This is a genomic window from Citrobacter sedlakii NBRC 105722 (assembly GCF_000759835.1).
In the GTDB taxonomy this organism is placed as follows: Bacteria; Pseudomonadota; Gammaproteobacteria; order Enterobacterales; family Enterobacteriaceae; genus Citrobacter_A; species Citrobacter_A sedlakii.
This window is the reverse complement of sequence record NZ_BBNB01000008.1, coordinates 315,111-339,556: the sequence shown is the minus strand read 5'-3', so window position 1 is coordinate 339,556 and position 24,446 is coordinate 315,111. Positions and strand designations below refer to the sequence as shown.

The window sequence follows — 24,446 nt, the reverse complement described above, 5'->3', positions numbered from 1 at the left end:
TATCCGTGATAATTTGATAATTTCATCCGTTTTAAAACATGTCAATACTCTACAAAATGTGTATTCGATAGAGTAAAAATCCTAAACTTACGTTATTGCTATTATTCCTAAAAAAACAGTTTTTAGCTTTAGACATAAAAATGCGTTTAGTCTAATTCTGAGCGGTGTTATCCGGTTGCGTAAAAGACGTGCAAAAAGCCACCCAGGAATTTTGCTACATCCACCAGGAATAGTTATATTGCAAAAATGTTGGTTTTATAGCCGCAGATAGCATTTATCGTTAAAAGTTGAGCATCTGTTACAATGTCTGAAGCATTTGTTACATTGTGCTTGTGTTAAATTATAAAGCCTTGTTTATCAGTCTGTTTGTTTTTTAAACCTGAGGCTATGATATCGGGAGCTTCCGCATTACGCATCTAAAATGGTCTTAATTAAGAATTTGTGATCCAGTTAAAACTTAATGCTATTGATTTATAACAATTTTACTGGAAATTGCATGATCGTGTTTGCACATCTATTATATATAGGGTGATCTCTTTTTAAGATTTTTGTAGCATGATATTCATCATGTAAATGCGAGTATGCACACGGTGCTTGAGAATTCCACACACACAATATGTTACACTATTAATAACCTGGTTGACTTTCACCCGGGTGACCGCTCCTTAACCAATAAAATCACAGAAAAAAGCGTCACGCTGCAAACACCCGCCTGTTTTATTCTTTTATATTTAATTGAAAATGAAGGGGCGGTTATCCCACAAAACCAACTCGTTGAAGTAGGCTGGGGAGAGAAGAACACAATTACGTCAATGAATACGCTATATCAGACGGTTTTAACGTTACGTAATGCTCTTGCGGAAGTGGGGCTTTCACGCGATCTGATTAAAACCATTGCCCGCCGCGGTATAATGATTTCAGCAAATGTTCAATGCATAGATGTTTCGCCTGCGGAAGGCGTGGTAAATGTTGACAGGGAATTACATGCAGAATCTCCCCCCGACAGAAAACGTTCCTTTTTTAAGCTTACATTCATTACCGGGACGCTTTTGGTGTCGACGCTACTGGCCAGCGTCGGGGTTTCGGTGGCGGTATTTACCCCGGCGGAATCCCTTTTTTCCGCTTATACACTTCTTGATGCAACCTCAATATCTTCGTGCACAGTGTTATTACATGGTAAGAGGGCATTAGATACACGGTATGTGCAGTTTATGGGGCGAAATAAAGATATTTGTCATCATCATAGTTTTGTTTTTATTTCAGGGATGAGCAAGGCGAAAAATATTGGCGCTATCGTTTGTCAAACGGATATTCGACTCGATCCCGCCGCGCAATGCACAACCTGGTACTCCATTCATAATGAAAACTAAAACGATCTCGCTGATGTTGGTTATTCTCCTGGTTCTCGCGACCGGGGCGGCTTATTGGTACTCAGAACTGCGCCAGCCACATATTAACTGTAACGGGCGAGTGGTCTGGGAGGTGAATGATGAAATGTTCAAAGGGGATTTGGACTTTCAAATGCAGGGCGGAGAAGGGGTGGTGATTGTGACCGGCGAACTGGTGATGCACAGCGATGCGCATTATAAAGTCAGCCGGATAGCCTATTTCACCTATCAGAATGTGCGCGACAATTACATTCTTCATACGAATAAACTGGTACGCTTTCCCACTGATGAGCTATTGCAGACCGCCGGGATCAGAGCGATGCCGCCCATTTACCTGACCGACGATACGACGTTTTCGCTGGTGATAAAGTCGTGGAAGGAAGGATGGGCGTTCTCCACTATCGGCGCGCCCTCGCTGCTGTGCAGTGATGAGGAATAACGGCCCTTGCGGGCCGTCTGAAGCTAGCCGAAAAACATGACCGACACGCAGAGCAGCCCGACAATCAGGGTGATCAGATTGCCCAGTGAGCGATGGGGTTTTAAAGCCGGGATGAGATATGTCGACAGGGTCGGCATGATAAACAGAATCATGGCGATCAGCGGTCCGCTAATGGCATAAATCATTGAGATCGCATTTGGGTTGATGCAGCAAATCACGAAGGTGATGGCGGAAACCAGAAGAATCGACAGCGCGCGGTTGAAGGCGCGGCTTTTCTTCACACCAACTTGCTGTAAACCGGTTCTGACCACTTCGGTCGCCCCTTCAATCACCCCAAAGTAGGTTCCCAGGAAAGACTTCGACATGGCCACCACGGCGACCACGATACCGGAAATCGACAGCCATGCGGGGGCATGGGGCATCATTGATAACGCCGAAAGGATCGTCACGCCTTCTGCTTTCGCCGCTTCTATATAGGAAGGGGGAATAGACAGCAGGCAACTAAAGACAAAGAACAGCACGCTCAGGCAGATGATCAGATACGCGACCTTCATGATTTTTTTGCATTTACCCATGGCCTGCTCGCCATATTTCTCACGTCTGTCGATGGCAAACGTCGAAATAATGGGCGTATGGCTAAAAGCGAAAACCATCACTGGAATGGAGATCCATACCTGATGCAACGTGTGCTGATCAAACGCCATTTGTCCGGTGAGCAGCGAGGGCTGCCAACTGCCGGTCAAATACAACGAGAGAAATAAAAAGTACGCGATAAGCGGGAAAACCAGAAATCCCATTACCCGAATCGTCGCATGACGGCCCATCAGGAAAATCAGGTTCAGGATAAGCACCACGCCAAAACTGACCGCCATCCGCACGCCGGTGTTAATGGCGATATGTTTGGCTAATTGTTCGGTCAGTGAGTTGGTAATGGCGACGGCATAGATCAACACCACGACAAAGAAAGCGATAAAGTACAGCGCGGTGATCAGGCTGCCGATCTTCTTACCGTAATAGTGCGTCACCGCGCCGGTAATGCCTTCGCCCGCGGACGTTTTTGAAGAGAGAATGAACTGACACAACGCTTTGTGCGGCCAGTATGTCAACGGCCAGGCGACCAGCGCGGTGATAAACAGAACAATCGCCCCTGCCGAACCGAGCTGGATAGGCAGAAACAATGTTCCAGCGCCCACGGCCGTACCATATAAGGCGAAGCTCCAGAGCGTTTCTTCTTTTGACCAAATTTTCGACATTATTTGAACGTATCAACTATAAATTAAACAAAAAGAAGCGCAATTTACCATAAATGGGCGTAATGAGTGAGCAGAGAAGGGAAGGGGGTATGGCGGCAGAAACTGCCGGAAGCGCAAGGATCCCGGCAATTCAGTGAATAATCAGGCAGTAACGCGCTGCTGGCGACGCTTCACAATACGCGCGCGCAGGGTGTCATACATCCAGTTGTACAACATGGTATAGGGCAGGAAGAACAGGAAGAAACCGATTTCGAGTGTAAACGCCTGTAGCAGGCTGACGCGCAGAACATACGCGACGATGCTCACGCCGATCACAATAAATCCGCACTCAAAACCCAGCGCGTGGAGCGCCCGCACTCTGGCTGTGCGTTTGAGCAGATGCGCGGGCCAGACGCGATCAAACAAAGCGTTATAAATGATATTCCAGATCATCGCCGTGGTCGCCAGCAGGATCGTCAATCCTCCCATTTCCAGCACCGAACGCTGCATTAACCATGCGGCTGTGGGCGCGAGGATCGCCGTGGCGATCCCCTCAAAACAGACGGCGTGAAAAACGCGCTCCAGTAGCGATCTGCGTTGAATATCGTTGTGTTGCATACTTCACCTTTTGAAAAACGCCCGGAACAGGGAATGGCGAGCATTTTATCGTTTAATGTGATATCTAAAAGATAGAATCCATCGATAAAGTAGATAGTTCATGCGTTACTCCCCTGAAGCACTGACCGCGTTTGTCGAGACGGTTGCCTGCGGATCGTTTTCCGCGGCGGCGCGCAGGCTGCGCAAAAGTCAGTCCACCGTCAGTACAGCGATTGCACATCTTGAGGCCGATCTTGGCATTACGTTGTTCGATCGCACCTCGCGCCAGCCGGTACTTACCGAAGAAGGTAAGAAAGTGCTCGGCTACGTTCAGGCTATCTTGTCCGCCAGCGATCGGCTGGATGAGGTGGCGCTGTCGCTGGCAGGCAAGACCGAAGCGCGCCTGACGTTTGTTCTCTCGGATACCCTGCATCCGGACGTTCTCGAAGCGTTGATGGCGCAGTTTGACCGCCAGTTTCCTCATACGGAATTTGAGTGTCTGATTGGTGAAGATGTCGACGTTATCGACCTGTTGCAAAAAGAACGGGCGCAGGTCGGTTTGACGGAAGCGAAGGATCATTATCCTACCGACATTGGTGCGACCCGCCTGCCGATGCAAACCTGGATGGGCCTTTACGTCGCCGCCTCACATCCCCTGGCCGGTGAGGAAAAAGTTGAGTGGGACAGGTTGCATACCTGGCGCGAGCTGCGGCTTAACACGTATCTGGATAATGGCGCCCAGCTTGCCCGTGGCCCGGTGTGGTCCGCACCAAACTATCTGTTGTTACTCAGTATGGCTGTACAGGGGTTTGGCTGGTGCGCGCTACCTTGTGCGCTTGTTGAAGAGTTTGCGGCGGAAAAACCGCTGGTGCAGTTGGATGTGCCCGGCTGGCCCAGGGCAATCTCAATCGATCTGCTCTGGAATAAAAAATCTCCGCCTGGCGCGGCTGGAAGCTGGTTGAGATACCATCTCCAGCAGGGTGGTATGGGGGAGTGAAGGCGGCAGAAGGATTTCCTTTGTGATAAAACTCACCTTTCTTAAACAATCAAGATAACTATTTTTAACAATCCTCTACTATTGCGGTGTTCTTTTGCGCAGAGGTCGTAATGAAAGAGGTTGTGATCGTGGGGGCGTTACGCACGCCCATTGGTTGCTTTCAGGGAACGCTGGCGCGTCATTCTGCCGTGGAGCTTGGCAGTATGGTGGTTCGGGCGTTGATCGACAGCAGCGGCGTAAATGCGCATGCCGTTGACGAAGTGATCCTCGGCCAGGTGCTTACCGCAGGGGCTGGGCAAAACCCGGCGCGTCAGTCGGCAATTAAAGGCGGGCTGCCGAACACGGTTTCTGCTATCACGATTAACGACGTCTGCGGCTCCGGGCTGAAGGCGCTGCATCTGGCGACACAGGCGATCCAGTGCGGTGAAGCCGACATTGTGATTGCTGGTGGACAGGAGAATATGAGCCGGGCGCCGCATGTACTCACCGACAGCCGAACGGGCGCGCAACTTGGCAACAGCCAACTGGTGGACAGCCTGGTGCATGATGGTTTGTGGGATGCGTTCAATGATTATCATATGGGCGTCACCGCCGAAAATCTGGCGCGGGAATACGGTATCAGCCGTGAATTGCAGGACGCTTATGCGCTCAGCTCACAACAAAAGGCGCGCGCGGCGATCGACGCCGGGCGTTTTAAAGCCGAGATCGTGCCGGTGGTAACGCAGCGTAACGGGCAAACCGTGGTTGTCGATACCGACGAACAGCCGCGAACCGACGCCAGCGCAGAAGGGTTGGCGAGGCTCGATCCGGCTTTTGATTTACGTGGTTCCGTGACCGCCGGCAACGCTTCATCGATCAATGATGGGGCGGCGGCGGTGATGATGATGAGCGAAGCAAAAGCTCAGGCGTTAAACTTACCGGTACTGGCGCGTATACGTGCGTTCGCCAGCGTTGGCGTAGACCCTGCGCTGATGGGGATTGCGCCGGTCTATGCCACTCGCCGCTGTCTTGAGCGGGTCGGCTGGCAACTGGCCGATGTGGATTTAATCGAAGCGAACGAAGCGTTTGCGGCGCAGGCGCTTTCCGTCGGGAAAATGCTGGAATGGGATGAGCGGCGGGTTAACGTCAACGGAGGAGCGATTGCGCTGGGGCATCCTATCGGCGCGTCCGGCTGCCGGATTCTGGTGTCGCTGGTCCATGAGATGGTCAAGCGGAACGCCCGGAAAGGCCTGGCGACCCTGTGCATTGGCGGTGGGCAAGGCGTCGCGTTAGCTATTGAGCGCGATTAACGATTAATTTCATTTCTTTTCCCTTTTTTATATTAATCCCTTTAATGCCGTTATATAAAATGTGACGGCATTCACGCGCATTGTTTTGAAATAAGTAAAATCCTATCCGTAAACATCTGCTGTTTTCGAAACCCATCCTTTATTTTTTCAAACAGACCCTGTTCTACAATAATCAATCGGTTGATAGTTATAAATAATAAAGTAACGCAGGTTATTAAGTGTGGGGTTCTGTAATCTATTGTTTTTAATGTTTATTTATTTAAATTAAATTCCAGGGATGGGTTTTAATTAAATTAAAACGTGACCGTAATCGTTATTTTTGGCGTTTGAAGGCTTTTTTGTTTGATATTCATCACGCCACGGACGTCCATTTTTTTTGAAACAAATAATTACGATCGCGATCACTAAAATGGCGGTGTTAAAAAAATAAAATACAATTCCATAAAAAAGAAACATCATTTTAATTTGAGGATAGGATATGTTTAAAAAAACTCTGGGCCTTGCGTCATTAATTGGTGCGTCGTTTGCCGCGCAAGCGGTGACTGTCGACTTGCGTCATGAGTATATTGATAGCGGCACCAACGCCGACCGTGTGGCGGTGTCGCATCGTTTCGATAACGGCGTCGGTTTTTCTGTTGAAGCAAAATGGAAATCTGGCGGAGATAAAGCCGATCAGCCATTCTCTGACGTTGTGGGTAACGGCCACGAAGACTCACTGAGCTGGCGCTGGAAGGCGACTGACAATATTGCCATCACACCGGCGATGACGCTGGAAAGCACCGACAGCCGCACCATTTACAAGCCGAATATTCACGTGCAGTACAGCTTCGAAAATGGATTTTATGTCGCGGCGCGTTACCGTTATGAATACACACGTTATCCGTCAAGCGATAATAAAGACGATGACAAAGTTAACCGTGGCGATGCGTGGATTGGTTGGGTCATGGGCGACTGGCGTACCGAACTAAACTATGTTTACGCCAAAAGTACTGAAGGCGAAATTCGCAATAACAACAAAACCTACTCCAACGAATACAACGCCAAGCTGGCGTATAAATGGGATAAAAACTGGGCGCCTTATGTCGAAGTGGGGAACGTGGGGGTGAAAACCTCTGACGAACGTCAGACCCGCTTCCGTGTGGGCGTGGCTTATTCGTTCTGATTCAGCGGTACCCTCATTGTCTTATTCCCCCGGCGCAGTCAGCCGGGGTTTTTTCGTTATTGCCGGGGGCGCCAGGCATCACCGCGAAATAAACCCATCGAACATTCAGCAAAGTTAGCCATAAAAAAAGCCCTCCAGGAGAAGGGCAAGGCCAGTTACAGAAGCACACAGGTCGCGCCTGCGGAACAGGCGCTCAATCTCACAGTCGCAATAATTCCGGTTGTTCGGGCAGTCTGGCGAGATAAATTGCCGGTTTGCCGTCTTTGTCAGAGCTGAATAATACCGCGCGATCGTCCGGAGTAAACGACGGATGCGGGTGGGTTACCTGGCGGCTGTTAGCGACTGTCGCCCAGGAGGTATCGTGACGGGCAATCCGGAAAAAGGCTTTCTTCGCCACGTCAAAGCCGTATAAATAGGGGTCGTTATCAATGGTGTATCCGCCAGTGTCTTTGACGTCTACCGGTGTACCGGAGCCATCGCCGACCAGCAACGTGCCGTCAAAGTTACTCATCAGATGCGAGCATGCTGGCATTGGCATAATGTCTTCATTGATGCCGGTGTCGGGGTTATAGCTGGAAATTGTGCGTCCCTGCTGCCCTTTCAGATAGGAAACATACACCAACGCGGAGCCGTTTGGCACCCAGAACTCATGGGTGCAGCTTTCGCCTTCTGCATGATCTTTCACTTTGCGGATATTGCTACCCTCTTCGTTAACCAGCCACATCCGCGCGTCGATCAGATCGTGTGGTCCCTCATGGCAAAACGCGACGGTATTGTCGTCAAAGGGGCGATAGATCGGATGGCCCAGCCAGATCTTTTCTTCATGAATGACCGAGCTTTCTCCACTTCTCAGATCCACCCGCAGCAAGCGACAGTGTGGACCTTTATGGAAAAAGTCGTGGAAGATTTTCCAGTCGTTCAGCGGCGTCCAGTCGCGTTTGGCAATCTCAATGCCGACCAGCTTCGTACAGTCGCTATTTGCCACCCAGGTGCCATAGCCGACCCATTCATCCGGTACGCGATACACTTCGCGCTCGGCCAGGGTACTGAGATTGACTTCAAACAGCGTACGATCGTTTTTCACGTAATACAGCGCGCTATCATCCGGAGATAAAAAGCCGCCAAAGGTGTTGTCGCCCGCGCCTTCGGTTAACTGAACGGCCTCGGCTTTTGCAATGTCGAGTAAATAGTAGTTCCAGTGGCCGTCAAACTCCCCAGCGAACAGCAGGTGGCTACCGTCATTAAAGAAACATTTTTGATAAAAGTAGTTTCGGTGACACGTTACTTCCGGTGGGGTCAGACGCGTAACTTCCACGCCTGTATCCGGATCGCGACTGACCTCATAGTTCAGTTTGACCCGCATGCCTTTAGCCATGATGCACTCCTTTTTACCGTGGCGGGGGAAAAGACCCGCGGCAGTACCCAGATTTATGATAGGTTTAAAAAGCGAGTATCAAAATATCAAAACGCTGTTTCATTGTATGTGATTGACAGCGCACTTTACTTCGAAAAAGCAAAAATAAAGCGGATGGATTTCACGGACTTAGGGAATCAACGAGGGGGGTATATTTACCAATCCCTATATAGCCTTTTGTTTTTAAATAGGATTTTTCTAAACTGTGACGCAATTTCAGAAAACGAGCGTGATCGCACTTACACTTTTGATAATAACATGCAGAAAAAGTGAAACGATGTTTTATTTGTAATTGAAAAGCCGTTCCCGGAGGGATATCATGAGCCATAATGTAAAACGGAACAGCGTTTCGCTCTCCGTACAGGAATTCCGGCTCGGTTCATACTGGAGGTAAATGTGGACGTAAGACAAAGTATTCACAGCGCGCACGCCAAAACACTGGATACCCAGGGGCTACGCAAAGAGTTTTTAGTTGAGAAAGTGTTCGTGGCTGACGAATACACCATGGTTTATAGCCACATTGACCGCATTATCGTTGGCGGCATCATGCCTGTGGCGAAAACGGTGTCTGTCGGCGGCGAAGTCGGTAAACAACTGGGTGTGACCTACTTTCTTGAGCGTCGTGAACTGGGCGTGATCAACATTGGCGGCGCGGGCACCATTACCGTTGACGGCCAGTGCTACGAAATCGGCCATCGCGACGCGCTGTATGTCGGCAAAGGGGCGAAGGAAGTGGTTTTCGCCAGCGTCGACAGCGCTACGCCTGCCAAGTTCTACTACAACTGCGCTCCGGCACACACCACATACCCCACCAAAAAAGTGACGCCAGCCGATGTTGCGCCGGTCACGCTCGGTGACAATCTCACCAGCAATCGCCGCACTATTAATAAATATTTCGTGCCGGATGTGCTGGAAACCTGCCAGCTCAGCATGGGGCTTACCGAACTGGCGCCGGGTAACCTGTGGAATACCATGCCGTGTCACACGCATGAACGCCGCATGGAAGTGTACTTCTATTTCAATATGGAAGAAGACACCTGCGTCTTCCATATGATGGGGCAGCCTCAGGAAACTCGCCATATCGTAATGCACAACGAGCAGGCGGTCATTTCTCCGAGCTGGTCGATTCACTCCGGGGTGGGTACCAAAGCCTATACCTTCATTTGGGGAATGGTGGGTGAGAACCAGGTCTTCGATGACATGGATCACGTTGCGGTAAAAGATCTCCGCTAGTCGCGGGCGCGTACAACGCCTGTCCGTGACAGGCATGAATAATATTAAGGATTTACAATGATTTTGAATGCATTCTCACTCGAAGGTAAAGTCGCGGTAGTGACCGGTTGCGACACCGGCCTGGGCCAGGGCATGGCGCTCGGCCTGGCGGAAGCGGGCTGCGATATCGTCGGGATTAACATCGTTGAACCGACGGAAACGATCGAACGCGTTACTGCGCTGGGACGTCGCTTTTTAAGCCTGACCGCTGACCTGCGTCAGATCGACGGCATTCCGGCGCTGCTGGAGCGCGCGGTGGCTGAATTCGGTCATATCGATATTCTGGTAAACAACGCCGGTCTGATCCGTCGCGAAGATGCAATCAACTTCAGCGAGAAAGACTGGGATGACGTGATGAACCTGAACATTAAGAGCGTGTTCTTTATGTCTCAGGCTGCGGCGAAGCACTTCATCGCGCAGGGCAACGGCGGCAAAATCATTAACATCGCTTCGATGCTTTCCTTCCAGGGCGGCATTCGCGTACCGTCTTATACCGCGTCAAAAAGCGGCGTGATGGGCGTGACCCGTCTGATGGCGAACGAGTGGGCGAAGCACAACATCAACGTGAACGCGATCGCCCCTGGCTATATGGCGACCAACAATACCCAGCAGTTGCGCGCTGATGAACAGCGTAGCGCGGAAATTCTCGACCGTATTCCGGCGGGTCGTTGGGGTCTGCCAAGCGATCTGATGGGGCCGGTGGTTTTCCTGGCTTCCAGCGCATCTGATTATATCAACGGCTATACCGTCGCGGTTGACGGCGGCTGGCTGGCGCGTTAATCCGTCTGGCGTGAGCGCTGAAACCCTGCCTTCGGGCAGGGTTTTTTTTATCACTTCGTGAGCATAGTCCATACTCAGATTAGTCATTAATCCATACGCCACACGGGCAGTTTTCATTTTTATTTATTAAAATCATTAATAATCATAAAGATATAAAATCCAGCCAGATAAACAAATATTTTTGAAAGTGTAATGTCCATCACATAACGCTACTGCGTAGCCATTTCGTCCATGTTTATGCCGTTTCCTGCCTGACACCTCGCTGACGAATACCGTACTTTTTGATCATGTCTTACTCTGTTGTGGCAGGAAAAAATGGTTTCAATCAATAATGACTCTGCTTTAACGGTGCGCGATACGCGCCGCATGAACCTGTTTGTGTCCGTCTCGGCTGCCGTGGCGGGTTTGCTTTTTGGTCTGGATATTGGGGTGATTGCCGGCGCGTTGCCGTTTATCACCGATCACTTTGTGTTGACCAGTCGCCTGCAGGAGTGGGTGGTCAGCAGCATGATGCTCGGCGCGGCGATTGGCGCGTTGTTCAATGGCTGGCTCTCCTTCCGGCTGGGGCGTAAATACAGCCTGATGGCCGGGGCGATCCTCTTTGTCGTCGGTTCATTGGGATCGGCGTTCGCCACCAGCGTAGAGATAGTGATCGTCTCGCGCGTGGTGTTGGGCGTCGCCGTAGGGATCGCCTCGTACACGGCGCCGCTTTATCTGTCTGAAATGGCAAGTGAACATGTACGCGGCAAGATGATCAGCATGTATCAACTGATGGTTACACTGGGCATTGTGCTGGCGTTTTTATCCGATACTGCGTTCAGCTACAGTGGCAACTGGCGCGCAATGCTGGGCGTGCTGGCGCTGCCGGCAGTAGTGCTGATCGTGCTGGTGGTTTTTCTGCCTAACAGTCCGCGCTGGCTGGCGCAAAAAGGTCGTCATATTGAAGCCGAAGAAGTACTGCGTATGCTGCGTGATACGTCGGAAAAAGCCCGCGAGGAGCTAAATGAGATTCGGGAAAGCCTAAAGCTGAAGCAGGGCGGTTGGGCACTGTTCAGGGTCAACCGTAATGTGCGCAGGGCGGTGTTCCTCGGCATGTTATTGCAGGCGATGCAGCAGTTTACCGGTATGAACATCATCATGTATTACGCGCCGCGCATTTTTAAAATGGCGGGTTTTACCACCACCGAACAGCAGATGATCGCCACGCTGGTGGTCGGTCTGACCTTTATGTTCGCTACCTTTATTGCGGTGTTCACCGTTGATAAAGCCGGACGTAAACCGGCGTTGAAAATCGGCTTCAGTGTGATGGCGCTCGGTACGCTGGTGCTGGGTTACTGCCTGATGCAGTTTGATAACGGCACAGCCTCAAGCGGCCTGTCCTGGCTTTCCGTGGGCATGACCATGATGTGTATTGCCGGTTATGCGATGAGCGCCGCGCCGGTGGTATGGATCCTGTGTTCGGAAATTCAGCCGCTGAAATGCCGCGACTTTGGTATTACCTGCTCAACCACCACGAACTGGGTGTCGAACATGATTATCGGCGCAACCTTCCTGACCCTGCTCGACAGCATCGGCGCTGCGGGCACCTTCTGGCTTTATACCGCGCTGAACGTGGCGTTTATCGGCATTACCTTCTGGCTGATTCCGGAAACCAAAAACGTCACCCTGGAACATATTGAACGTAAGCTGATGGCCGGTGAGAAGTTAAGAAATATTGGGGTGTGAGGTTATTGCCCGGTGGCGCTGTGCTTTCCGGGCCTACCGATTATTGCAGGCACTGGCGCGCGTTTTACATCAACGCACAATTTGTAGGCCGGGTAGGCGAAGCCGCCACCCGGCAGGTTGATATCAACGCATCGCGCGTTTCAGGATACGTTCGGCCTGGCGCTGGAAGTCCGCTGCCGTTTCTTCCACCGTTTTCTGACCGTAGTCGATATACTGCAAAGAGGTGCCGAACTGCGCAACAATCTGCGGATCGTCAAAGTATGGCGATACGGTCAGTTTCGCCGGCAGAGACTGCGCCAGACGCAGGCCCGCTACCGACGGATCGTCCTCTTTGATAGTGCCATCCTGAGTCAGGATCGCGACTGCCGCTTTGCTCAACGGCACGCCGCGCTCCAGTCCCAGCGTCTCGACGCCCTCTTTACTGTTCAGTAAGAAGTTGATCAGTTTCGCTGCTGCTTCCGGGTTTTTGGTGGACTTACCGATTGACAGCATCTGCGCCGGTTTAAAGAACAGACCCGCATCGGTCGCGCCCGGCAGCATCGGGTAATTACCCAGCTCCAGCTTCGCCGGTGGCTTCAGGTTGTCAGAGTATTTGGTGATGGTGGAGTTCCACATATAGGTACCGCCCCATTCACCCTGAATCCACGGCTTCATCTCGTACATGTTACTCTTACCAAATGACGCGTAGTATTTGGTGTCCGGCATCACGTGGCTGTCGACCAGCTTTTTATAGGTCTGGAAAAATTCCACCCATTGCGCTTTGCTGTAAGAGAATTTTTTGGTTTTCTCATCGACCGCAGGAATGTTGTATTTCTGAATCATATAAGAATTCAGTAGCGCCAGCGTATCCTGATGCTCAAGCACCACCGGATAATATTGCTTACCCAGTTTACTCTCGAACGCTTTTCCCGCCGCCATCAGTTCATCCCAGGTCTTGGGGTATTCGACACCTGCTTTTTTCCAGGTTTCATCATTAAAATAGAATACGCGGGCGGTCACGGAGATCGGAATGCCGTTCAGCTTGCCGTTCACGGTGGTCGAACGTAATTCTTTCGGATCGAACTGGCTGAGGTCGATCACCTCTTTCATTTTGTTCAGATCGTAGAAGCCGTCACCGGTTTTCGAGAAGATCGGCAGCCAGTTCCAGTTGGTCTGCATCACGTCCGGCTCAGTGCCGCCCGCAATCTGCGTCGTCAGACGCGACAGGTGACCGTCCCAGCCGGTATATTCCGCCTTAACGTTGATATCCGGGTTTTGCTTGTGGAACGCCTCGAGGGCTTTCAACGTCACCTGATGGCGGCCATTGCCGCCCCACCAGGACATACGTAAATCGACGTTTTGCGCCATAGAAGGCATAGCAGTCAGACCCAGGGTAGCGGAGATAGCGGCGCTTAAAAGCACTTTTTTCATTTTTATAACTCCAGTCAGAGAGAGATGTTCTGTTCAGTTTTTGCGTCAAAGATATGACACTTATTCATGTCGAACGTGAAAAACACTTTACGATGAAGTCCTTTTTCAATCATCGGCTTAGCTTTATCCGAAGGAATGCGGGCGGTCAGCTCGTAGTCAGACACTTTCAGGTAGACGAAGAATTCATGTCCCATGTTTTCCACGCGCACCATCTCACCGCTGCAACTTCCTTCGGTAAACGGCTCGTCGGAAAGCGCGACAAATTCCGGGCGAATACCGTAAAACACGTCCTGCCCCTGGCTGGCGGAAATTTTTTCCTGCAGCGTTTCGCTCAGGGGCAGCGTTTCGTTGCCAATGGTCAGCGCCAGACGTCCCGCTTCATCCACCAGTTTACTGGGGCGAATGTTCATTTCCGGCGCGCCGATAAAGCCCGCCACAAACATGTTTTTCGGCTTGTGGTAAAGGTTATCCGGCGTATCGACCTGCATGATATGCCCGAGCTTCATCACGCAGATGCGGTCGCCCATGGTCATCGCTTCGGTCTGGTCGTGCGTGACATAAACCGTGGTCGCCGGTTTACCTGATTTTTTTAGCTGCTTGTGCAGGTCGGAAATGCGGATGCGCATAGAGGCGCGCAGCTTGGCGTCGAGGTTCGACAGCGGCTCGTCGAACAGGAATACGTCTGGCTTCTTCACAATCGCCCGGCCAACCGCCACACGCTGCGCCTGACCACCGGAAAGCTGGCGCGGCAGACGGTCAAGCAACTCTTCCAGTTCGAGGATCTTCGCGGCTTCATTCACCTGCGCGTCAATCTGATCTTTTGGCATCTTGCTTAGCTTGAGGCCGAAGGCGAGGTTTTCGCGCACCGTCATGTGCGGGTAAAGCGCGTAGTTCTGGAACACCATCGCAATACCGCGCTCTTTTGGCGCCAGATTGTTAACGATCTTATCGCCGATGCGCACTTCACCGCCGCTAATGGTCTCCAGCCCGGCCAGCATTCGCAGGGTGGTGGATTTGGCGCAGCCGGATGGGCCGACGATCACCATAAATTCCCCTTCGGCGATTTTAAGGTCGATAGCATGTACCGCTTTGAAGCCGTTGGAGTACACCTTTTCCAGTTTGTTGAAAATCACTTCAGCCATGGTATTTCCCTCTTAACCTTTAATTCCGCTGCTGGTCACGCCCTGTACGAAGTAGCGCTGTGCCAGGAAGAAGACGATGATGGATGGCAGAATGGAGATACTCGCCATTGCCAGAATTTCGTTCCACGGCGCGCCTTCGGTGACGTCAATGGACATTTTCAGCGCCAGTGCGATCGGATATTTATCCACGCTGTAGACATAGATCAGCGGCCCGATAAAGTCGTTCATCGACCACATGAACTGGAACAGCGCAACCGAGATAATCGCCGGTTTCAGAATGGGCACCACCACGTACCACAACACCTGGAAGGAGTTACAGCCGTCAATCTGCGCCGCCTCTTCCATATCACGCGGCACCCCGCGTAAAAACTGGATCAGCATGAAGACGAAGAACCCCTGAGTGGCGAAGGCCAGCGGCAGGTACAGCGGCATGTAGCTGTTCAGCATGCCCATTTCGCGGAACATCAGATACTGCGGGATCAGCAATACAGTGCTCGGCAACAGCATGGTGGCGATAAGGGTAGCGAACCAGAATTTCTTCCACGGGATCTCAAAGCGGGCAAAGCCGTAGGCCACGATGGTGGAAGAGATAATGGTCAAAATCACTTTCGGGATGACATACTTAAAGGTATTCAGCATGTAATGGCCAAAGGTGTATTCCGTACCGGTTTTCCAGCCGTTCACAAAACCGTCCCAGGTGGCGTGCGCGGGCCACAGACTCAGGGTGGTGAAGATCTCGTGGTTCGGTTTGAACGACGCCGAAAACATCCACACCAGTGGATACAGCATCAGCAGGCCGACGAAGAGCAGAATGATGTAGCGAACGGTGGCGTTGATTTTCTCACGGCGCAGGGTACGCGCCACTTCACGTTCAGCCACGCTCTGTGCTGATGTAATTTCCTGAATATCAGCCATTTTTGCCTCCCTTATCGGCAGAATAGAACACCCAGTATTTCGACGACTTAAAGGCGATGGCGGCAAACACCGCAACGACCAGGAACAGGATCCAGGCCAGCGCTGCGCCGTAGCCCATATCAAAGTATTTAAACGCGGTGTCGTAGATGTAGAGCGAGAACAGATAGGTGGAGTAGGTCGGACCGCCGCCGGTGATGACATACGGGCCGGTAAACTCCTGGAACGCCTGGGTGGTTTGCATAATAAAGTTGAAGAAAATCACCGGCGTAATCAGCGGTACGGTCACTTTCATAAACATCTGCCATTTTGACGCACCATCGATCATTGCCGCTTCATACTGCGACTGCGGTACGTTCTGTAACGCCGCGAGGAAGATCACCATCGCTGAGCCAAACTGCCAGACGCGCAGCAGGGTAACGGACATCAGCGCCAGCGACGGTTCGCCGAGCCAGTTCACTGGGTCGAATCCAAATACGCCAATAAAGCTATTCAGCAGACCGTCAATAGCAAACAGAGCGCGCCACAATACGGCGATAGCCACGGAGCTGCCGAGAATCGACGGGATATAATAGGCGGTGCGGAAAAAGCCTATGCCGCGTAATTTAAAGTTCAGAACAAACGCAATCCCTAACGCAAAGGCCAGTTTTAAGGGGATCGTTAAAAAGACATAGGCAAAGGTCACGCCCATCGATTTCCAGAACAGCGTGTCTTCGGTAAACATATAGCGATAGTTCTCCACTCCGTTAAACACCGGAGGGCTCATCAAATCGTACTCAGTAAAACTGAGGAAGAAAGATGAAACGAACGGAAAGGCGGTAAAGATAATCAGCCCGATGATATAGGGTGATATCCATGCCAGCCCAAGCATCCTGTTTTCATTCATAGCGACCTACCTGACGATGATTAGTAAAAAATGGAACCGGATGTTACCGACCACGCCCGGTCAAGACGGCGTAGTCGCCTGTGTTCTCTGCGTATTCGTTCTGTCAGCCTTCCTTGTTAGTCACTGATTTAGAATACTTTATTAATCTCAACCTTCAGCGCGGCTCGATTAAATGAACCGCTGTTCTTGATTTGTAAAACATCGTTTTAATTTATTTTATTGCTATTTGTTTCGCCGTCATTCACATAATGGTGGAAATGTGATCAAAGTCGAAACGGTGTTTCAAATAGGTGAGATGCTCATCATAATTGACATAAATACGTCATGATTGCCGCTGCGCTATCGACATTTGCGGAAACCGGACACACCTCAAGGTTATAAAAACTAATATTATTAGCAATTATTAGTGGGCTAATTTGTGGGCGAGGAGGCAAAAAAAACCTTCCCGCAGGAAGGTTTGTGAGCTGCGTCGGCTGGTGGACGATGACGGCGCGGGCTTACGCTTTCAGGAAGTCTTCACGCACTGGCGTGAAGGTATCGAGCAATGTGCCTGGCTTGAGACATACGCAGCCGTGCATTACGTGAGGCTTTTTGTAAAGGGTATCCCCTGCGCTGACGACGTGCTTTTCGTCGCCGATGGTGAATTCAAACTCGCCTGACAGGACATAGGTCAACTGTTCATGGGGATGGTTATGCAGCGGGCCCACGGCCCCTTCTTCAAAGTTGACCTCTACAGCCATCATTTTGCCGTCATGGGCGAGAATCCGGCGGGTGACGCCATTGCCCAGATCTTCCAGCGTTGTCTCTTTATGAAAAATAAACATGCACGGATCCTGTTAATGTTTGAAACGGTGTTTCATTTAAATTAGCGCAGCCAGCCGAAAAAGAAAACGGCTGTCGGAACGAAGTGGAAAGTGGATCACAAGTTTGTGCCTCGCCGTTAAGGAGTTCCTTGCGCCGGGAAAAGCTAAAACGGCGATTAATTTTGAATAAGTCAGGATATTAACCCATATAACAGCGAGGCTCGTATCGGGCTGGTCAGAAATACACGGGGTGAGCGGCGCTATACATAGATTGACTTTATTTGAAAGTCAATCTTGAAATACTGCCAATAATGGTGGGGAGGTAGCAAATTTATAAAGATTTTGTTCAGAAAAATCTTATGTTCTTATATGATAAGCGTCGCCAGTGACATTTTATGCTTATATTTCATTTTAATAAGATCAGAAGAACCGATATGTCGACAATGGATATAAAGAAAAATACGGAACTTAATTTTGCCGACTACGCGCCGCCTGCGGTCAGGCAAAACGAGATCGATCTGCTGAGACTCGTAGAAATCCTCTTTTCCGCTAAAAATCATATTATTGCCGTTGTTTTCGCCTGTGCGCTGTTAGGCGCGGCAGTCTCATGGCTTTTACCGCAAAAATGGACCAGCCAGTCTGTTGTCACCCCGGCAGAGCAAACGCAATGGTATGACCTGCGGCAAACGCTGGCAGATTTACAGATACTGGGCGTCGAAATAAACATCTCGCGGGGCGATGTGTTTAATCTGTTTATTAAAAAGCTCCAGTCGCAGTCGTTGCTTGAGGAGTATCTTAAAACTTCGCCTTATGTCATGGGCCAATTGAAAGACGCGGATATTGATCCGTTGGCCTTACATCGCGCCGTGGTCAACGTATCCGAAAAGCTAAAAGTGACGAACAATGCGACGGCAAAAAATGCCGACAAAATGCCATATGACGCCTGGACATTAAGTTTTACTGCGCCCACGGCGAAAGATGCGCAAACCGTCCTTGACGGGTATATCGGTTGGGTTTCCGCGATTGTGCAGAAAGAAACCATGCAAAATGTGCGCAATGCGCTAGAGTTAAAAACGCGGATCATGAAAGAGCAACTGGCGCTGGATCACGTCCGCCTGACAAATGCGCATAACACCAATTTGCAGCGTCTGAGCTATTCGCTGGAGGTGGCCAACGCGGCGGGTATCAAGCAGCCGGTGTTCAGTAACGGCCAGGCGGTAAAAGACGATCCCGATTACTCCGTTACGCTGGGCGCTAACGGTATCGCCAGAAAATTGCAGATTGAAGAATCCCTACAAGATGTCGCGGAGTTGAACGCAGACTTTAAGAACCGTGAGTATCTGCTGGGTCAGTTGCAACAGGTCAGCCTCAATGACGTGAAATTTGCGCCGTTCAGATACCAGATGTCGCCTTCTTTGCCGATCCGAAAAGACGGACCGGGCAGGCTGATGATTATCACGCTCGCCATGCTGCTTGGCGGGATGTTTGCCTGCGGCGGCGTGCTGCTTCGTGAAGCGATCAAATCGCGTTCGGCGCAGATGATGCCGGTACTGGAATAACGTTGCGAGACTTGTCACTATGAAGGCGGCTTAACAGCCGCTTTTTTTATGGTTTACTTTCCCGGTTTTTCCTCACTGATAAAGGAGCAGGTTATGAAGACAATTGGACTGTTAGGCGGTATGAGTTGGGAATCAACCATCCCTTATTATCGCTTGATCAATGAAGGGATCAAACAGCGCCTCGGTGGCCTTCATTCCGCCAGCCTGCTGCTGCATAGCGTTGATTTTCACGACATTGAAGCCTGTCAGCAACGCGGTGAATGGGATAAAGCGGGCGAGCTGCTGGCCGATGCGGCGCTGGGTCTGCAAAAAGCGGGCGCAGAAGGGATCGTTTTATGTACCAATACGATGCACAAAGTGGCGGAAGCCATTGAGTCACGCTGTACGCTGCCTTTTTTACATATTGCCGATGCGACCGGACGTGCGATTGCAGCGCAAGGACTGAGTCGCGTGGCGCTGCTGGGGACGCGTTACACGATGGAGCAGGATTTTTACCGTGGACGTCTGGAACAGCAGTTTGCCATCGAATGTCTGGTGCCGGAGGCGGAAGAGCGCGCGAAGATCAACACCATCATTTTTGATGAGCTGTGCCTCGGACAGTTTAGCGACGCGTCACGCGACTATTATGTGCAGGTCATTGAGCAACTGGCGTCTCAGGGCGCGCAGGGCGTGATTTTCGGTTGTACCGAGATTGGCCTGTTGGTTCCCGCCGAAAGAAGCCCCGTTCCGGTGTTTGACACCGCCGCCATTCACGCCGCGGACGCCGTCGCGTTTATGCTGTCATAACCGGCGCGGAAATTTTTTCCAGCGCCCGGGTAAACAGGGCGTGACCGGTTTGCAGATGGCGGCTGAACGCGTCCACCAGCGCTGACGAAGGGCGATGAAGAGGACGAATCAGGCTCACGGTAAACGGCACGCTGATACTGAACCGGCGAACCACCACGCCGCTTGCGGCATAATCCAGCGCGGTAAGCGGGTTGACGATAGACAGACCTGCACCGGCGCGCACCATTGCGCAAACCGACGCCGCGCTGTGCGTTTCCACAACCATGCGTCGTTTAACCTGATGTTCGTTAAACAGCGCGTCGAGTAACTGGCGGTAGCTGTCGGCGCGCGAAAGGCTAATATAGCGCTCGCCGTGAAAGTCCTGCGGCGTTAACACGGGTTTTTTCGCCAGCGGATGCCCCGACGGCAGTACGCACACCTCGTCCAGCGAGAATAATTCCGTCCGCTCGGTGCCCGCCGGGGTGTGCAGGGTTTCCGTTAATCCCAGATCATGGCGTTGGGCAGAGAGCCATTCCTCAAGCAACGGCGACTCCTGCGGCACAATATTCAGGCTTACGTCCGGGTAACGCGCGAGAAACGGTTGGACCAGCGCAGGCAACAGCGACTGGGAAAAGACCGGCAGGCAGACAACCGACAGTTCCCCCTGGCGAAATTCACGCAGGCTTTCCGCCGCGCTGACGATGCGATCCAGCCCATACCAGGAGCGCTGCACCTCTTCGAACAATCGCAATCCCTGAACCGTCGGATGCAGACGCCCCCGGGTGCGGTCGAAAAGCTTAAGCCCAAGCACCTTTTCAAAGCGCGCCAGTTCGCGACTGACGGTCGGCTGTGAGGTATGCAACAACCGTGCAGCCTCGGTGAGATTCCCGGCGGTCATCACCGCATGGAAAATTTCAATGTGACGTAAGTTAACGCTGGCCATAATCATCCCGCTGAAGTGAATCCATATCAGTTTTGCATAGAATACGTATGAAACGATATTTTTTATTGTCTTCAGGATGTGGCGTAATCCGTAAAAACATGATGTCCGGAGCCTGAAATGCCACATTCTCTTAATGCCTCTGATACCGACCTGACCGCTGAAAACCTGCTCAGGCTGCCCGCCGAGTTTGGCTGCCCGGTATGGGTGTATGACGCGCAGATCGTTCGCCGCCAGATTGCCGCGCTGCAACAGTTTGATGTTGTCCGCTTCGCGCAGAAAGCCTGCTCGAATATTCATATTCTGCGTCTGATGCGTGAGCAGGGCGTGAAGGTGGATTCGGTATCATTAGGCGAGATCGAGCGCGCGCTGGCTGCGGGTTACGATCCGCAGACGCATCCGGACGATATCGTTTTTACCGCCGATGTGATTGATAACGCGACGCTGTCGCGCGTCAGCGAACTCAGCATCCCGGTGAATGCCGGTTCCGTCGACATGCTGGACCAGCTTGGTCAGGTCTCGCCGGGGCATCGCGTCTGGCTGCGTGTTAATCCGGGGTTTGGTCACGGTCACAGCCAAAAAACCAACACTGGCGGCGAAAACAGTAAACACGGTATCTGGCATAGCGATTTGCCCGAGGCGCTGGCCGTCATGCAGCGCCATCAGCTGAAACTGGTCGGCATCCATATGCATATCGGTTCCGGCGTGGATTACGGCCACCTGGAACAGGTGTGTGGAGCGATGGTGCGTCAGGTGATCGATTTTGGCCAGGATCTGCAGGCGATCTCCGCGGGAGGCGGGCTGTCGATTCCGTATCACGATGGCGAAGAAGCCGTGGACACGCAGCACTATTTTGGCCTGTGGAACGCCGCGCGTGAGCAAATCGCCCGCCACCTCGGACACCCTGTAAAACTGGAGATCGAGCCGGGACGTTTTCTTGTCGCCCAGGCGGGCGTGCTGGTGACTCAGGTGCGCAGCGTGAAACAGATGGGCAGCCGTCATTTTGTGTTGGTGGACGCGGGTTTTAACGATCTCATGCGCCCGGCGATGTACGGCAGTTATCATCACATCTCCGCGCTGGCGGCAGACGGACGCTCGCTTGCCAACGCGCCGCAAGTGGAAACGGTGGTCGCCGGGCCGCTGTGTGAATCCGGGGATGTCTTTACCCAACAGGAGGGGGGGAAAGTCGAAACTCGCGCGCTGCCAGCGGTTGTCCCCGGTGATTATCTGGTGTTACATGATACGGGAGCCTATGGCGCGTCGATGTCGTCGAACTACAATAGCCGCCCGCTGCTTCCGGAGGTGTTATTTGATAACGGCCAGGCGCGGCTGATCAGGCGTCGGCAGACAATAGACGAACTGCTGGCGCTGGAACGCATCTGACGAATTTGCCGGAGGCGGCGCAAGCGCGTTATCCGGCCTGCGGCTGGCCGCCGCCGGTAAAATACGGCCCGGTCGTCACCGAATCGCGCAGCACTAATGTGCCGGTAAACGGTGGGATAGGGGCCACCGCTTCGCCGTTCGCCATGCGGATCGCCTGGTCAATGGCGGTGGTGATCATGGTGTCGATGGGCAAATAAACTGTGGATAACCCCGGCTCAAGCCATTTTGCGCTCGGGGCATCGTCAAAACCAAACAGCGACACATCCTGAGGGATGCGTAACCCGGCCTGATGCAGCGCCTTGGATGCGCCCAGCGCCATATCGTCGTTACAGGCGAACAGGGCGCTGAATTTAATCCCTTCCGCAAGCAGTTCATGACAGGCGTCGTAGCCGCGGGTCATGCTGGCGTCGCCATACTTCACTTTCGCCGGATCCCAGGCGATACCGTTTTTCTCCAGTGCCTTACGATAGCCACGCAGACGTGACTTCCCGGTCGGCGTATGGCCGGGTACGGTAATGCAGGCGATCTCCCTATGCCCCTGCGAGATCAGGTAATCGACCGCCTGAAACGCCGCCTCTTCCTGTTCAAAAAAGATTGCGCGCTCACGGGCCAGGGCCACCTCCCGGTTGATGATCACCAACGGCATCGGGATGGCGTCCGCCAGCGCCAGAATCGCTTTCTCGCTCATATAGCGGGTGTAAAGAATAATCGCGTCACACTGGCGGTCGGCCAGCATCCGCACCGCTTCCTGCTCACGCTCCGGCGTATCGTGGCCGTCGGTCACGATGAGCTGTTTGCCGTGGGACTCGGTCTGCCGGGACGCCTGTTGCAGCAGGCGTCCAAAATAGAAACCGTCAAAGGTCGATACCACCAGGCCAATGCTGTTGCTGGTGCGATGCGCCAGCGAACGGGCGAGAAAGTTGGGCCGGTAGTCCAGCGCCTGCATCGCCTTAAAAACTTTCTGTCGGGTGCTCTCTTTAACCTGTCCGGTGCCGTTAAGCACGCGGGACACGGTGGCTTTCGACACGCCAGCGCGGCGGGAAACATCCAGCATTGTTGTCATGACGCTTTCCTGATTACTCGTTTAATGACGGTTGTCCCGCTTCGGCTGGCGAGGCCACAGAATGACGGCGCACCAGCGTGGGGCTGAAGACATGGGTGATATCCGGTAACGGGCGTTTTTCCGCCAGTGCCAGCGCCAGTTCCGCCGCCTGGGTCGCCATGGTGACGATAGGGTAACGCACGGTCGTCAGGCGTGGGCGGACGTAGCGGGACACCAGCACATCATCGAAACCAATCAGTGAGATCTCCGATGGCACTTCCACGCCGTTGTCGTTGAGTACGCCCATTGCGCCCGCCGCCATCGAGTCGTTATAGCAGGCGACCGCCGTAAAGTTTCGGCCACGACCCAATAGCTCGGTCATCGCCTGCTCGCCGCCGCTCTCGTCGGGCTCGCCGAAGGTGACGAGCCTGTCGTTAACCGGAATTCCGCTCTCTGCGAGGGCGTCGTAATAGCCTTTAAGACGATCTTCGGCGTCTGAAATAGAGTGATTGGAGCAGAGATAGCCGATGCGGGTATGACCCTGCTGAATTAAATGACGCGTCGCCAGCCAGGCGCCGTAGCGGTCGTCAAGGGCGACGCAGCGCTGTTCAAAGCCAGGCAGAATGCGGTTGATCAGCACCATGCCGGGCATCTGTTCCATTAACGAGACCAGATCGGCGTCCGGGATCATCTTGGCGTGTACCACCAGCGCCGCGCAGCGGTGGCGGATAAGCTGTTCAATCGCCTGTCGCTCTTTCTGTTCATTATGGTAGCCGTTGCCGATCAGTAAAAAATTGCCAGTGTTATAGGCGACCTGCTCGACGGCTTTCACCATTGCGCCAAAAAAGGGGTCAGACACGTCGCCGACCACCAGGCCCACGGTCTCGGTGGACTGTTGCGCCAGCGCGCGCGCATTTGCATTGGGGTGATAACTGAGCGACGCCATCGCGCTGGTCACCGCCAGGCGCGAGGCCTCGCTGGCCTTGGGAGAATCATTGATAACGCGAGAAACGGTGGCGACTGAAACACCAGCCAGTCGGGCTACATCCTTTATGGTCGCCATGACAGTACCTATTGTGGGTAAACGCTTACATTCTGTCAGTGTTACGGAAAACGCCCGACGGTTCAAGCGGTTCGCCCGCGACAACGCCGCAAATGTGAGCACGGCCAGGAGATAGACGACTCAGTGCCGACAATACAAACCTTTAGTTACACTTTGCGAAAGGCTGTTGCGTTTGTTCGCTGGCGAGCGTTCGCCGCGCATTGATACAGTGATGATCCCAGAGGTATTGATAGGTGGAGTCGACTT

22 protein-coding genes are annotated in these 24,446 nt (G+C 52.4%); 11 read left to right on the top strand and 11 right to left on the bottom strand.

Annotation, left to right across the window (positions count from 1 at the left end; all coding sequences use genetic code 11):
- Nucleotides 1-581 precede the first annotated feature (581 nt).
- Nucleotides 582-1,370 carry a winged helix-turn-helix domain-containing protein gene (locus CSE01S_RS12770; protein ID WP_042288983.1) on the top strand — a complete coding sequence of 263 codons (789 nt, stop codon included), beginning with the start codon at nucleotides 582-584 and terminating at the stop codon, nucleotides 1,368-1,370.
- Complete coding sequence (locus CSE01S_RS12765; protein ID WP_042288981.1) at nucleotides 1,360-1,827, top strand: hypothetical protein; 468 nt, start codon at nucleotides 1,360-1,362, stop codon at nucleotides 1,825-1,827. Before CSE01S_RS12770 ends, CSE01S_RS12765 begins: the two co-directional genes overlap by 11 nt.
- Nucleotides 1,828-1,850: 23 nt before the next feature.
- Here CSE01S_RS12765 and CSE01S_RS12760 read toward each other — a convergent pair whose 3' ends face one another.
- Together CSE01S_RS12760 and CSE01S_RS12755 are read right to left on the bottom strand one after the other, a co-directional pair.
- Nucleotides 1,851-3,080, bottom strand: coding sequence for an amino acid permease (locus tag CSE01S_RS12760; RefSeq protein ID WP_042288978.1), 1,230 nt, complete (start codon nucleotides 3,078-3,080; stop codon nucleotides 1,851-1,853).
- Between the two features lie 141 nt (nucleotides 3,081-3,221).
- Entirely contained in the window at nucleotides 3,222-3,677 is a 456-nt protein-coding gene (locus CSE01S_RS12755; RefSeq protein ID WP_042288976.1) for a multidrug/biocide efflux PACE transporter, read from the bottom strand.
- Nucleotides 3,678-3,777: 100 nt separating this feature from the next.
- Here CSE01S_RS12755 and CSE01S_RS12750 point away from each other — a divergent pair, with 100 nt between their 5' ends.
- The 3 genes from CSE01S_RS12750 to CSE01S_RS12740 all read left to right on the top strand — a co-directional run bounded on the left by CSE01S_RS12750 (nucleotide 3,778) and on the right by CSE01S_RS12740 (nucleotide 7,104).
- Nucleotides 3,778-4,653, top strand: a complete 876-nt coding sequence (locus CSE01S_RS12750; protein WP_042288975.1) for a LysR family transcriptional regulator — start codon at nucleotides 3,778-3,780, stop codon at nucleotides 4,651-4,653.
- Between the two features lie 110 nt (nucleotides 4,654-4,763).
- Nucleotides 4,764-5,942: an acetyl-CoA C-acetyltransferase gene (locus CSE01S_RS12745; protein ID WP_042288973.1), complete on the top strand. Its 1,179-nt coding sequence runs from the start codon at nucleotides 4,764-4,766 to the stop codon at nucleotides 5,940-5,942.
- A 478-nt stretch (nucleotides 5,943-6,420) separates the two neighbouring features.
- Complete coding sequence (locus CSE01S_RS12740; protein ID WP_042288972.1) at nucleotides 6,421-7,104, top strand: oligogalacturonate-specific porin KdgM family protein; 684 nt, start codon at nucleotides 6,421-6,423, stop codon at nucleotides 7,102-7,104.
- A gap of 199 nt (nucleotides 7,105-7,303) precedes the next feature.
- Here CSE01S_RS12740 and CSE01S_RS12735 read toward each other — a convergent pair whose 3' ends face one another.
- Complete coding sequence (locus tag CSE01S_RS12735) at nucleotides 7,304-8,479, bottom strand: oligogalacturonate lyase family protein (RefSeq protein WP_042288970.1); 1,176 nt, start codon at nucleotides 8,477-8,479, stop codon at nucleotides 7,304-7,306.
- A gap of 435 nt (nucleotides 8,480-8,914) precedes the next feature.
- Here CSE01S_RS12735 and kduI point away from each other — a divergent pair, with 435 nt between their 5' ends.
- The 3 genes from kduI (at nucleotide 8,915) to araE (ending at nucleotide 12,295) form a co-directional block, all read left to right on the top strand.
- Nucleotides 8,915-9,751, top strand: coding sequence for a 5-dehydro-4-deoxy-D-glucuronate isomerase (gene kduI / locus CSE01S_RS12725; RefSeq protein ID WP_042288966.1), 837 nt, complete (start codon nucleotides 8,915-8,917; stop codon nucleotides 9,749-9,751).
- 57 nt (nucleotides 9,752-9,808) lie between these two features.
- On the top strand, nucleotides 9,809-10,570 hold the full coding sequence (gene kduD, locus CSE01S_RS12720; RefSeq protein WP_042288962.1) for a 2-dehydro-3-deoxy-D-gluconate 5-dehydrogenase KduD: 762 nt from the start codon (nucleotides 9,809-9,811) through the stop codon (nucleotides 10,568-10,570).
- Nucleotides 10,571-10,885: 315 nt separating this feature from the next.
- Nucleotides 10,886-12,295 carry an arabinose-proton symporter AraE gene (araE, locus tag CSE01S_RS12715; RefSeq protein ID WP_042288958.1) on the top strand — a complete coding sequence of 470 codons (1,410 nt, stop codon included), beginning with the start codon at nucleotides 10,886-10,888 and terminating at the stop codon, nucleotides 12,293-12,295.
- A gap of 123 nt (nucleotides 12,296-12,418) precedes the next feature.
- On the opposite strand, the gene CSE01S_RS12710 is transcribed toward araE, so the two are convergent.
- The 5 genes from CSE01S_RS12710 to CSE01S_RS12690 form a co-directional block, all read right to left on the bottom strand.
- Entirely contained in the window at nucleotides 12,419-13,705 is a 1,287-nt protein-coding gene (locus CSE01S_RS12710) for an ABC transporter substrate-binding protein (RefSeq protein WP_042288956.1), read from the bottom strand.
- A gap of 14 nt (nucleotides 13,706-13,719) precedes the next feature.
- Complete coding sequence (locus tag CSE01S_RS12705) at nucleotides 13,720-14,847, bottom strand: ABC transporter ATP-binding protein (RefSeq protein ID WP_042288954.1); 1,128 nt, start codon at nucleotides 14,845-14,847, stop codon at nucleotides 13,720-13,722.
- A 12-nt stretch (nucleotides 14,848-14,859) separates the two neighbouring features.
- On the bottom strand, nucleotides 14,860-15,762 hold the full coding sequence (locus CSE01S_RS12700) for a carbohydrate ABC transporter permease (protein WP_042288951.1): 903 nt from the start codon (nucleotides 15,760-15,762) through the stop codon (nucleotides 14,860-14,862).
- Nucleotides 15,755-16,645, bottom strand: a complete 891-nt coding sequence (locus CSE01S_RS12695) for a carbohydrate ABC transporter permease (RefSeq protein ID WP_042288949.1) — start codon at nucleotides 16,643-16,645, stop codon at nucleotides 15,755-15,757. The genes CSE01S_RS12700 and CSE01S_RS12695 overlap by 8 nt, the downstream gene beginning before the upstream one ends.
- A 497-nt stretch (nucleotides 16,646-17,142) precedes the next feature.
- Nucleotides 17,143-17,469: a cupin domain-containing protein gene (locus CSE01S_RS12690; RefSeq protein ID WP_042288945.1), complete on the bottom strand. Its 327-nt coding sequence runs from the start codon at nucleotides 17,467-17,469 to the stop codon at nucleotides 17,143-17,145.
- A 413-nt stretch (nucleotides 17,470-17,882) separates the two neighbouring features.
- On the opposite strand from CSE01S_RS12690, the gene wzz(fepE) reads away from it, so the two are divergent.
- Both wzz(fepE) and CSE01S_RS12680 read left to right on the top strand, forming a co-directional pair.
- Entirely contained in the window at nucleotides 17,883-19,007 is a 1,125-nt protein-coding gene (gene wzz(fepE), locus CSE01S_RS12685; RefSeq protein WP_042288943.1) for an LPS O-antigen length regulator Wzz(fepE), read from the top strand.
- 93 nt (nucleotides 19,008-19,100) lie between these two features.
- A complete protein-coding gene (locus CSE01S_RS12680; RefSeq protein WP_042288941.1) occupies nucleotides 19,101-19,793 on the top strand; it encodes an aspartate/glutamate racemase in 693 nt (230 codons plus the stop codon).
- Here CSE01S_RS12680 and CSE01S_RS12675 read toward each other — a convergent pair.
- Complete coding sequence (locus CSE01S_RS12675) at nucleotides 19,780-20,715, bottom strand: LysR family transcriptional regulator (protein WP_042289063.1); 936 nt, start codon at nucleotides 20,713-20,715, stop codon at nucleotides 19,780-19,782. The two genes, CSE01S_RS12680 and CSE01S_RS12675, sit on opposite strands and share 14 nt — an antisense overlap.
- Before the next feature lie 117 nt (nucleotides 20,716-20,832).
- On the opposite strand from CSE01S_RS12675, the gene lysA reads away from it, so the two are divergent.
- Nucleotides 20,833-22,095 (top strand): diaminopimelate decarboxylase, encoded by a 1,263-nt coding sequence (gene lysA, locus CSE01S_RS12670; RefSeq protein WP_042288939.1) that lies wholly within the window; start codon nucleotides 20,833-20,835, stop codon nucleotides 22,093-22,095.
- A gap of 28 nt (nucleotides 22,096-22,123) precedes the next feature.
- Here the strand turns inward: lysA and CSE01S_RS12665 are convergent, their stop codons facing one another.
- Together CSE01S_RS12665 and galR are read right to left on the bottom strand one after the other, a co-directional pair.
- Nucleotides 22,124-23,158 (bottom strand): LacI family DNA-binding transcriptional regulator, encoded by a 1,035-nt coding sequence (locus CSE01S_RS12665; RefSeq protein WP_042288937.1) that lies wholly within the window; start codon nucleotides 23,156-23,158, stop codon nucleotides 22,124-22,126.
- Nucleotides 23,159-23,171: 13 nt separating this feature from the next.
- A complete protein-coding gene (gene galR, locus CSE01S_RS12660; RefSeq protein ID WP_042288933.1) occupies nucleotides 23,172-24,200 on the bottom strand; it encodes an HTH-type transcriptional regulator GalR in 1,029 nt (342 codons plus the stop codon).
- Between the last annotated feature and the right edge of the window lie 246 nt (nucleotides 24,201-24,446).

What these genes read in the sequence shown, in the direction of transcription:
- CSE01S_RS12695 (WP_042288949.1), bottom strand. Translation starts at nt 16,645, where the DNA reads ATGAATGAAAACAGGATGCTTGGGCTGGCATGGATATCACCCTATATC.
- CSE01S_RS12680 (WP_042288941.1), top strand. Translation starts at nt 19,101, where the DNA reads ATGAAGACAATTGGACTGTTAGGCGGTATGAGTTGGGAATCAACCATC.
- kduD (WP_042288962.1), top strand. Translation starts at nt 9,809, where the DNA reads ATGATTTTGAATGCATTCTCACTCGAAGGTAAAGTCGCGGTAGTGACC.
- araE (WP_042288958.1), top strand. Translation starts at nt 10,886, where the DNA reads ATGGTTTCAATCAATAATGACTCTGCTTTAACGGTGCGCGATACGCGC.
- galR (WP_042288933.1), bottom strand. Translation starts at nt 24,200, where the DNA reads ATGGCGACCATAAAGGATGTAGCCCGACTGGCTGGTGTTTCAGTCGCC.
- CSE01S_RS12770 (WP_042288983.1), top strand. Translation starts at nt 582, where the DNA reads ATGCACACGGTGCTTGAGAATTCCACACACACAATATGTTACACTATT.
- CSE01S_RS12760 (WP_042288978.1), bottom strand. Translation starts at nt 3,080, where the DNA reads ATGTCGAAAATTTGGTCAAAAGAAGAAACGCTCTGGAGCTTCGCCTTA.
- CSE01S_RS12675 (WP_042289063.1), bottom strand. Translation starts at nt 20,715, where the DNA reads ATGGCCAGCGTTAACTTACGTCACATTGAAATTTTCCATGCGGTGATG.
- CSE01S_RS12740 (WP_042288972.1), top strand. Translation starts at nt 6,421, where the DNA reads ATGTTTAAAAAAACTCTGGGCCTTGCGTCATTAATTGGTGCGTCGTTT.
- CSE01S_RS12690 (WP_042288945.1), bottom strand. Translation starts at nt 17,469, where the DNA reads ATGTTTATTTTTCATAAAGAGACAACGCTGGAAGATCTGGGCAATGGC.
- CSE01S_RS12750 (WP_042288975.1), top strand. Translation starts at nt 3,778, where the DNA reads ATGCGTTACTCCCCTGAAGCACTGACCGCGTTTGTCGAGACGGTTGCC.
- CSE01S_RS12755 (WP_042288976.1), bottom strand. Translation starts at nt 3,677, where the DNA reads ATGCAACACAACGATATTCAACGCAGATCGCTACTGGAGCGCGTTTTT.
- CSE01S_RS12765 (WP_042288981.1), top strand. Translation starts at nt 1,360, where the DNA reads ATGAAAACTAAAACGATCTCGCTGATGTTGGTTATTCTCCTGGTTCTC.
- CSE01S_RS12710 (WP_042288956.1), bottom strand. Translation starts at nt 13,705, where the DNA reads ATGAAAAAAGTGCTTTTAAGCGCCGCTATCTCCGCTACCCTGGGTCTG.
- CSE01S_RS12745 (WP_042288973.1), top strand. Translation starts at nt 4,764, where the DNA reads ATGAAAGAGGTTGTGATCGTGGGGGCGTTACGCACGCCCATTGGTTGC.
- CSE01S_RS12705 (WP_042288954.1), bottom strand. Translation starts at nt 14,847, where the DNA reads ATGGCTGAAGTGATTTTCAACAAACTGGAAAAGGTGTACTCCAACGGC.
- lysA (WP_042288939.1), top strand. Translation starts at nt 20,833, where the DNA reads ATGCCACATTCTCTTAATGCCTCTGATACCGACCTGACCGCTGAAAAC.
- CSE01S_RS12665 (WP_042288937.1), bottom strand. Translation starts at nt 23,158, where the DNA reads ATGACAACAATGCTGGATGTTTCCCGCCGCGCTGGCGTGTCGAAAGCC.
- CSE01S_RS12735 (WP_042288970.1), bottom strand. Translation starts at nt 8,479, where the DNA reads ATGGCTAAAGGCATGCGGGTCAAACTGAACTATGAGGTCAGTCGCGAT.
- CSE01S_RS12700 (WP_042288951.1), bottom strand. Translation starts at nt 15,762, where the DNA reads ATGGCTGATATTCAGGAAATTACATCAGCACAGAGCGTGGCTGAACGT.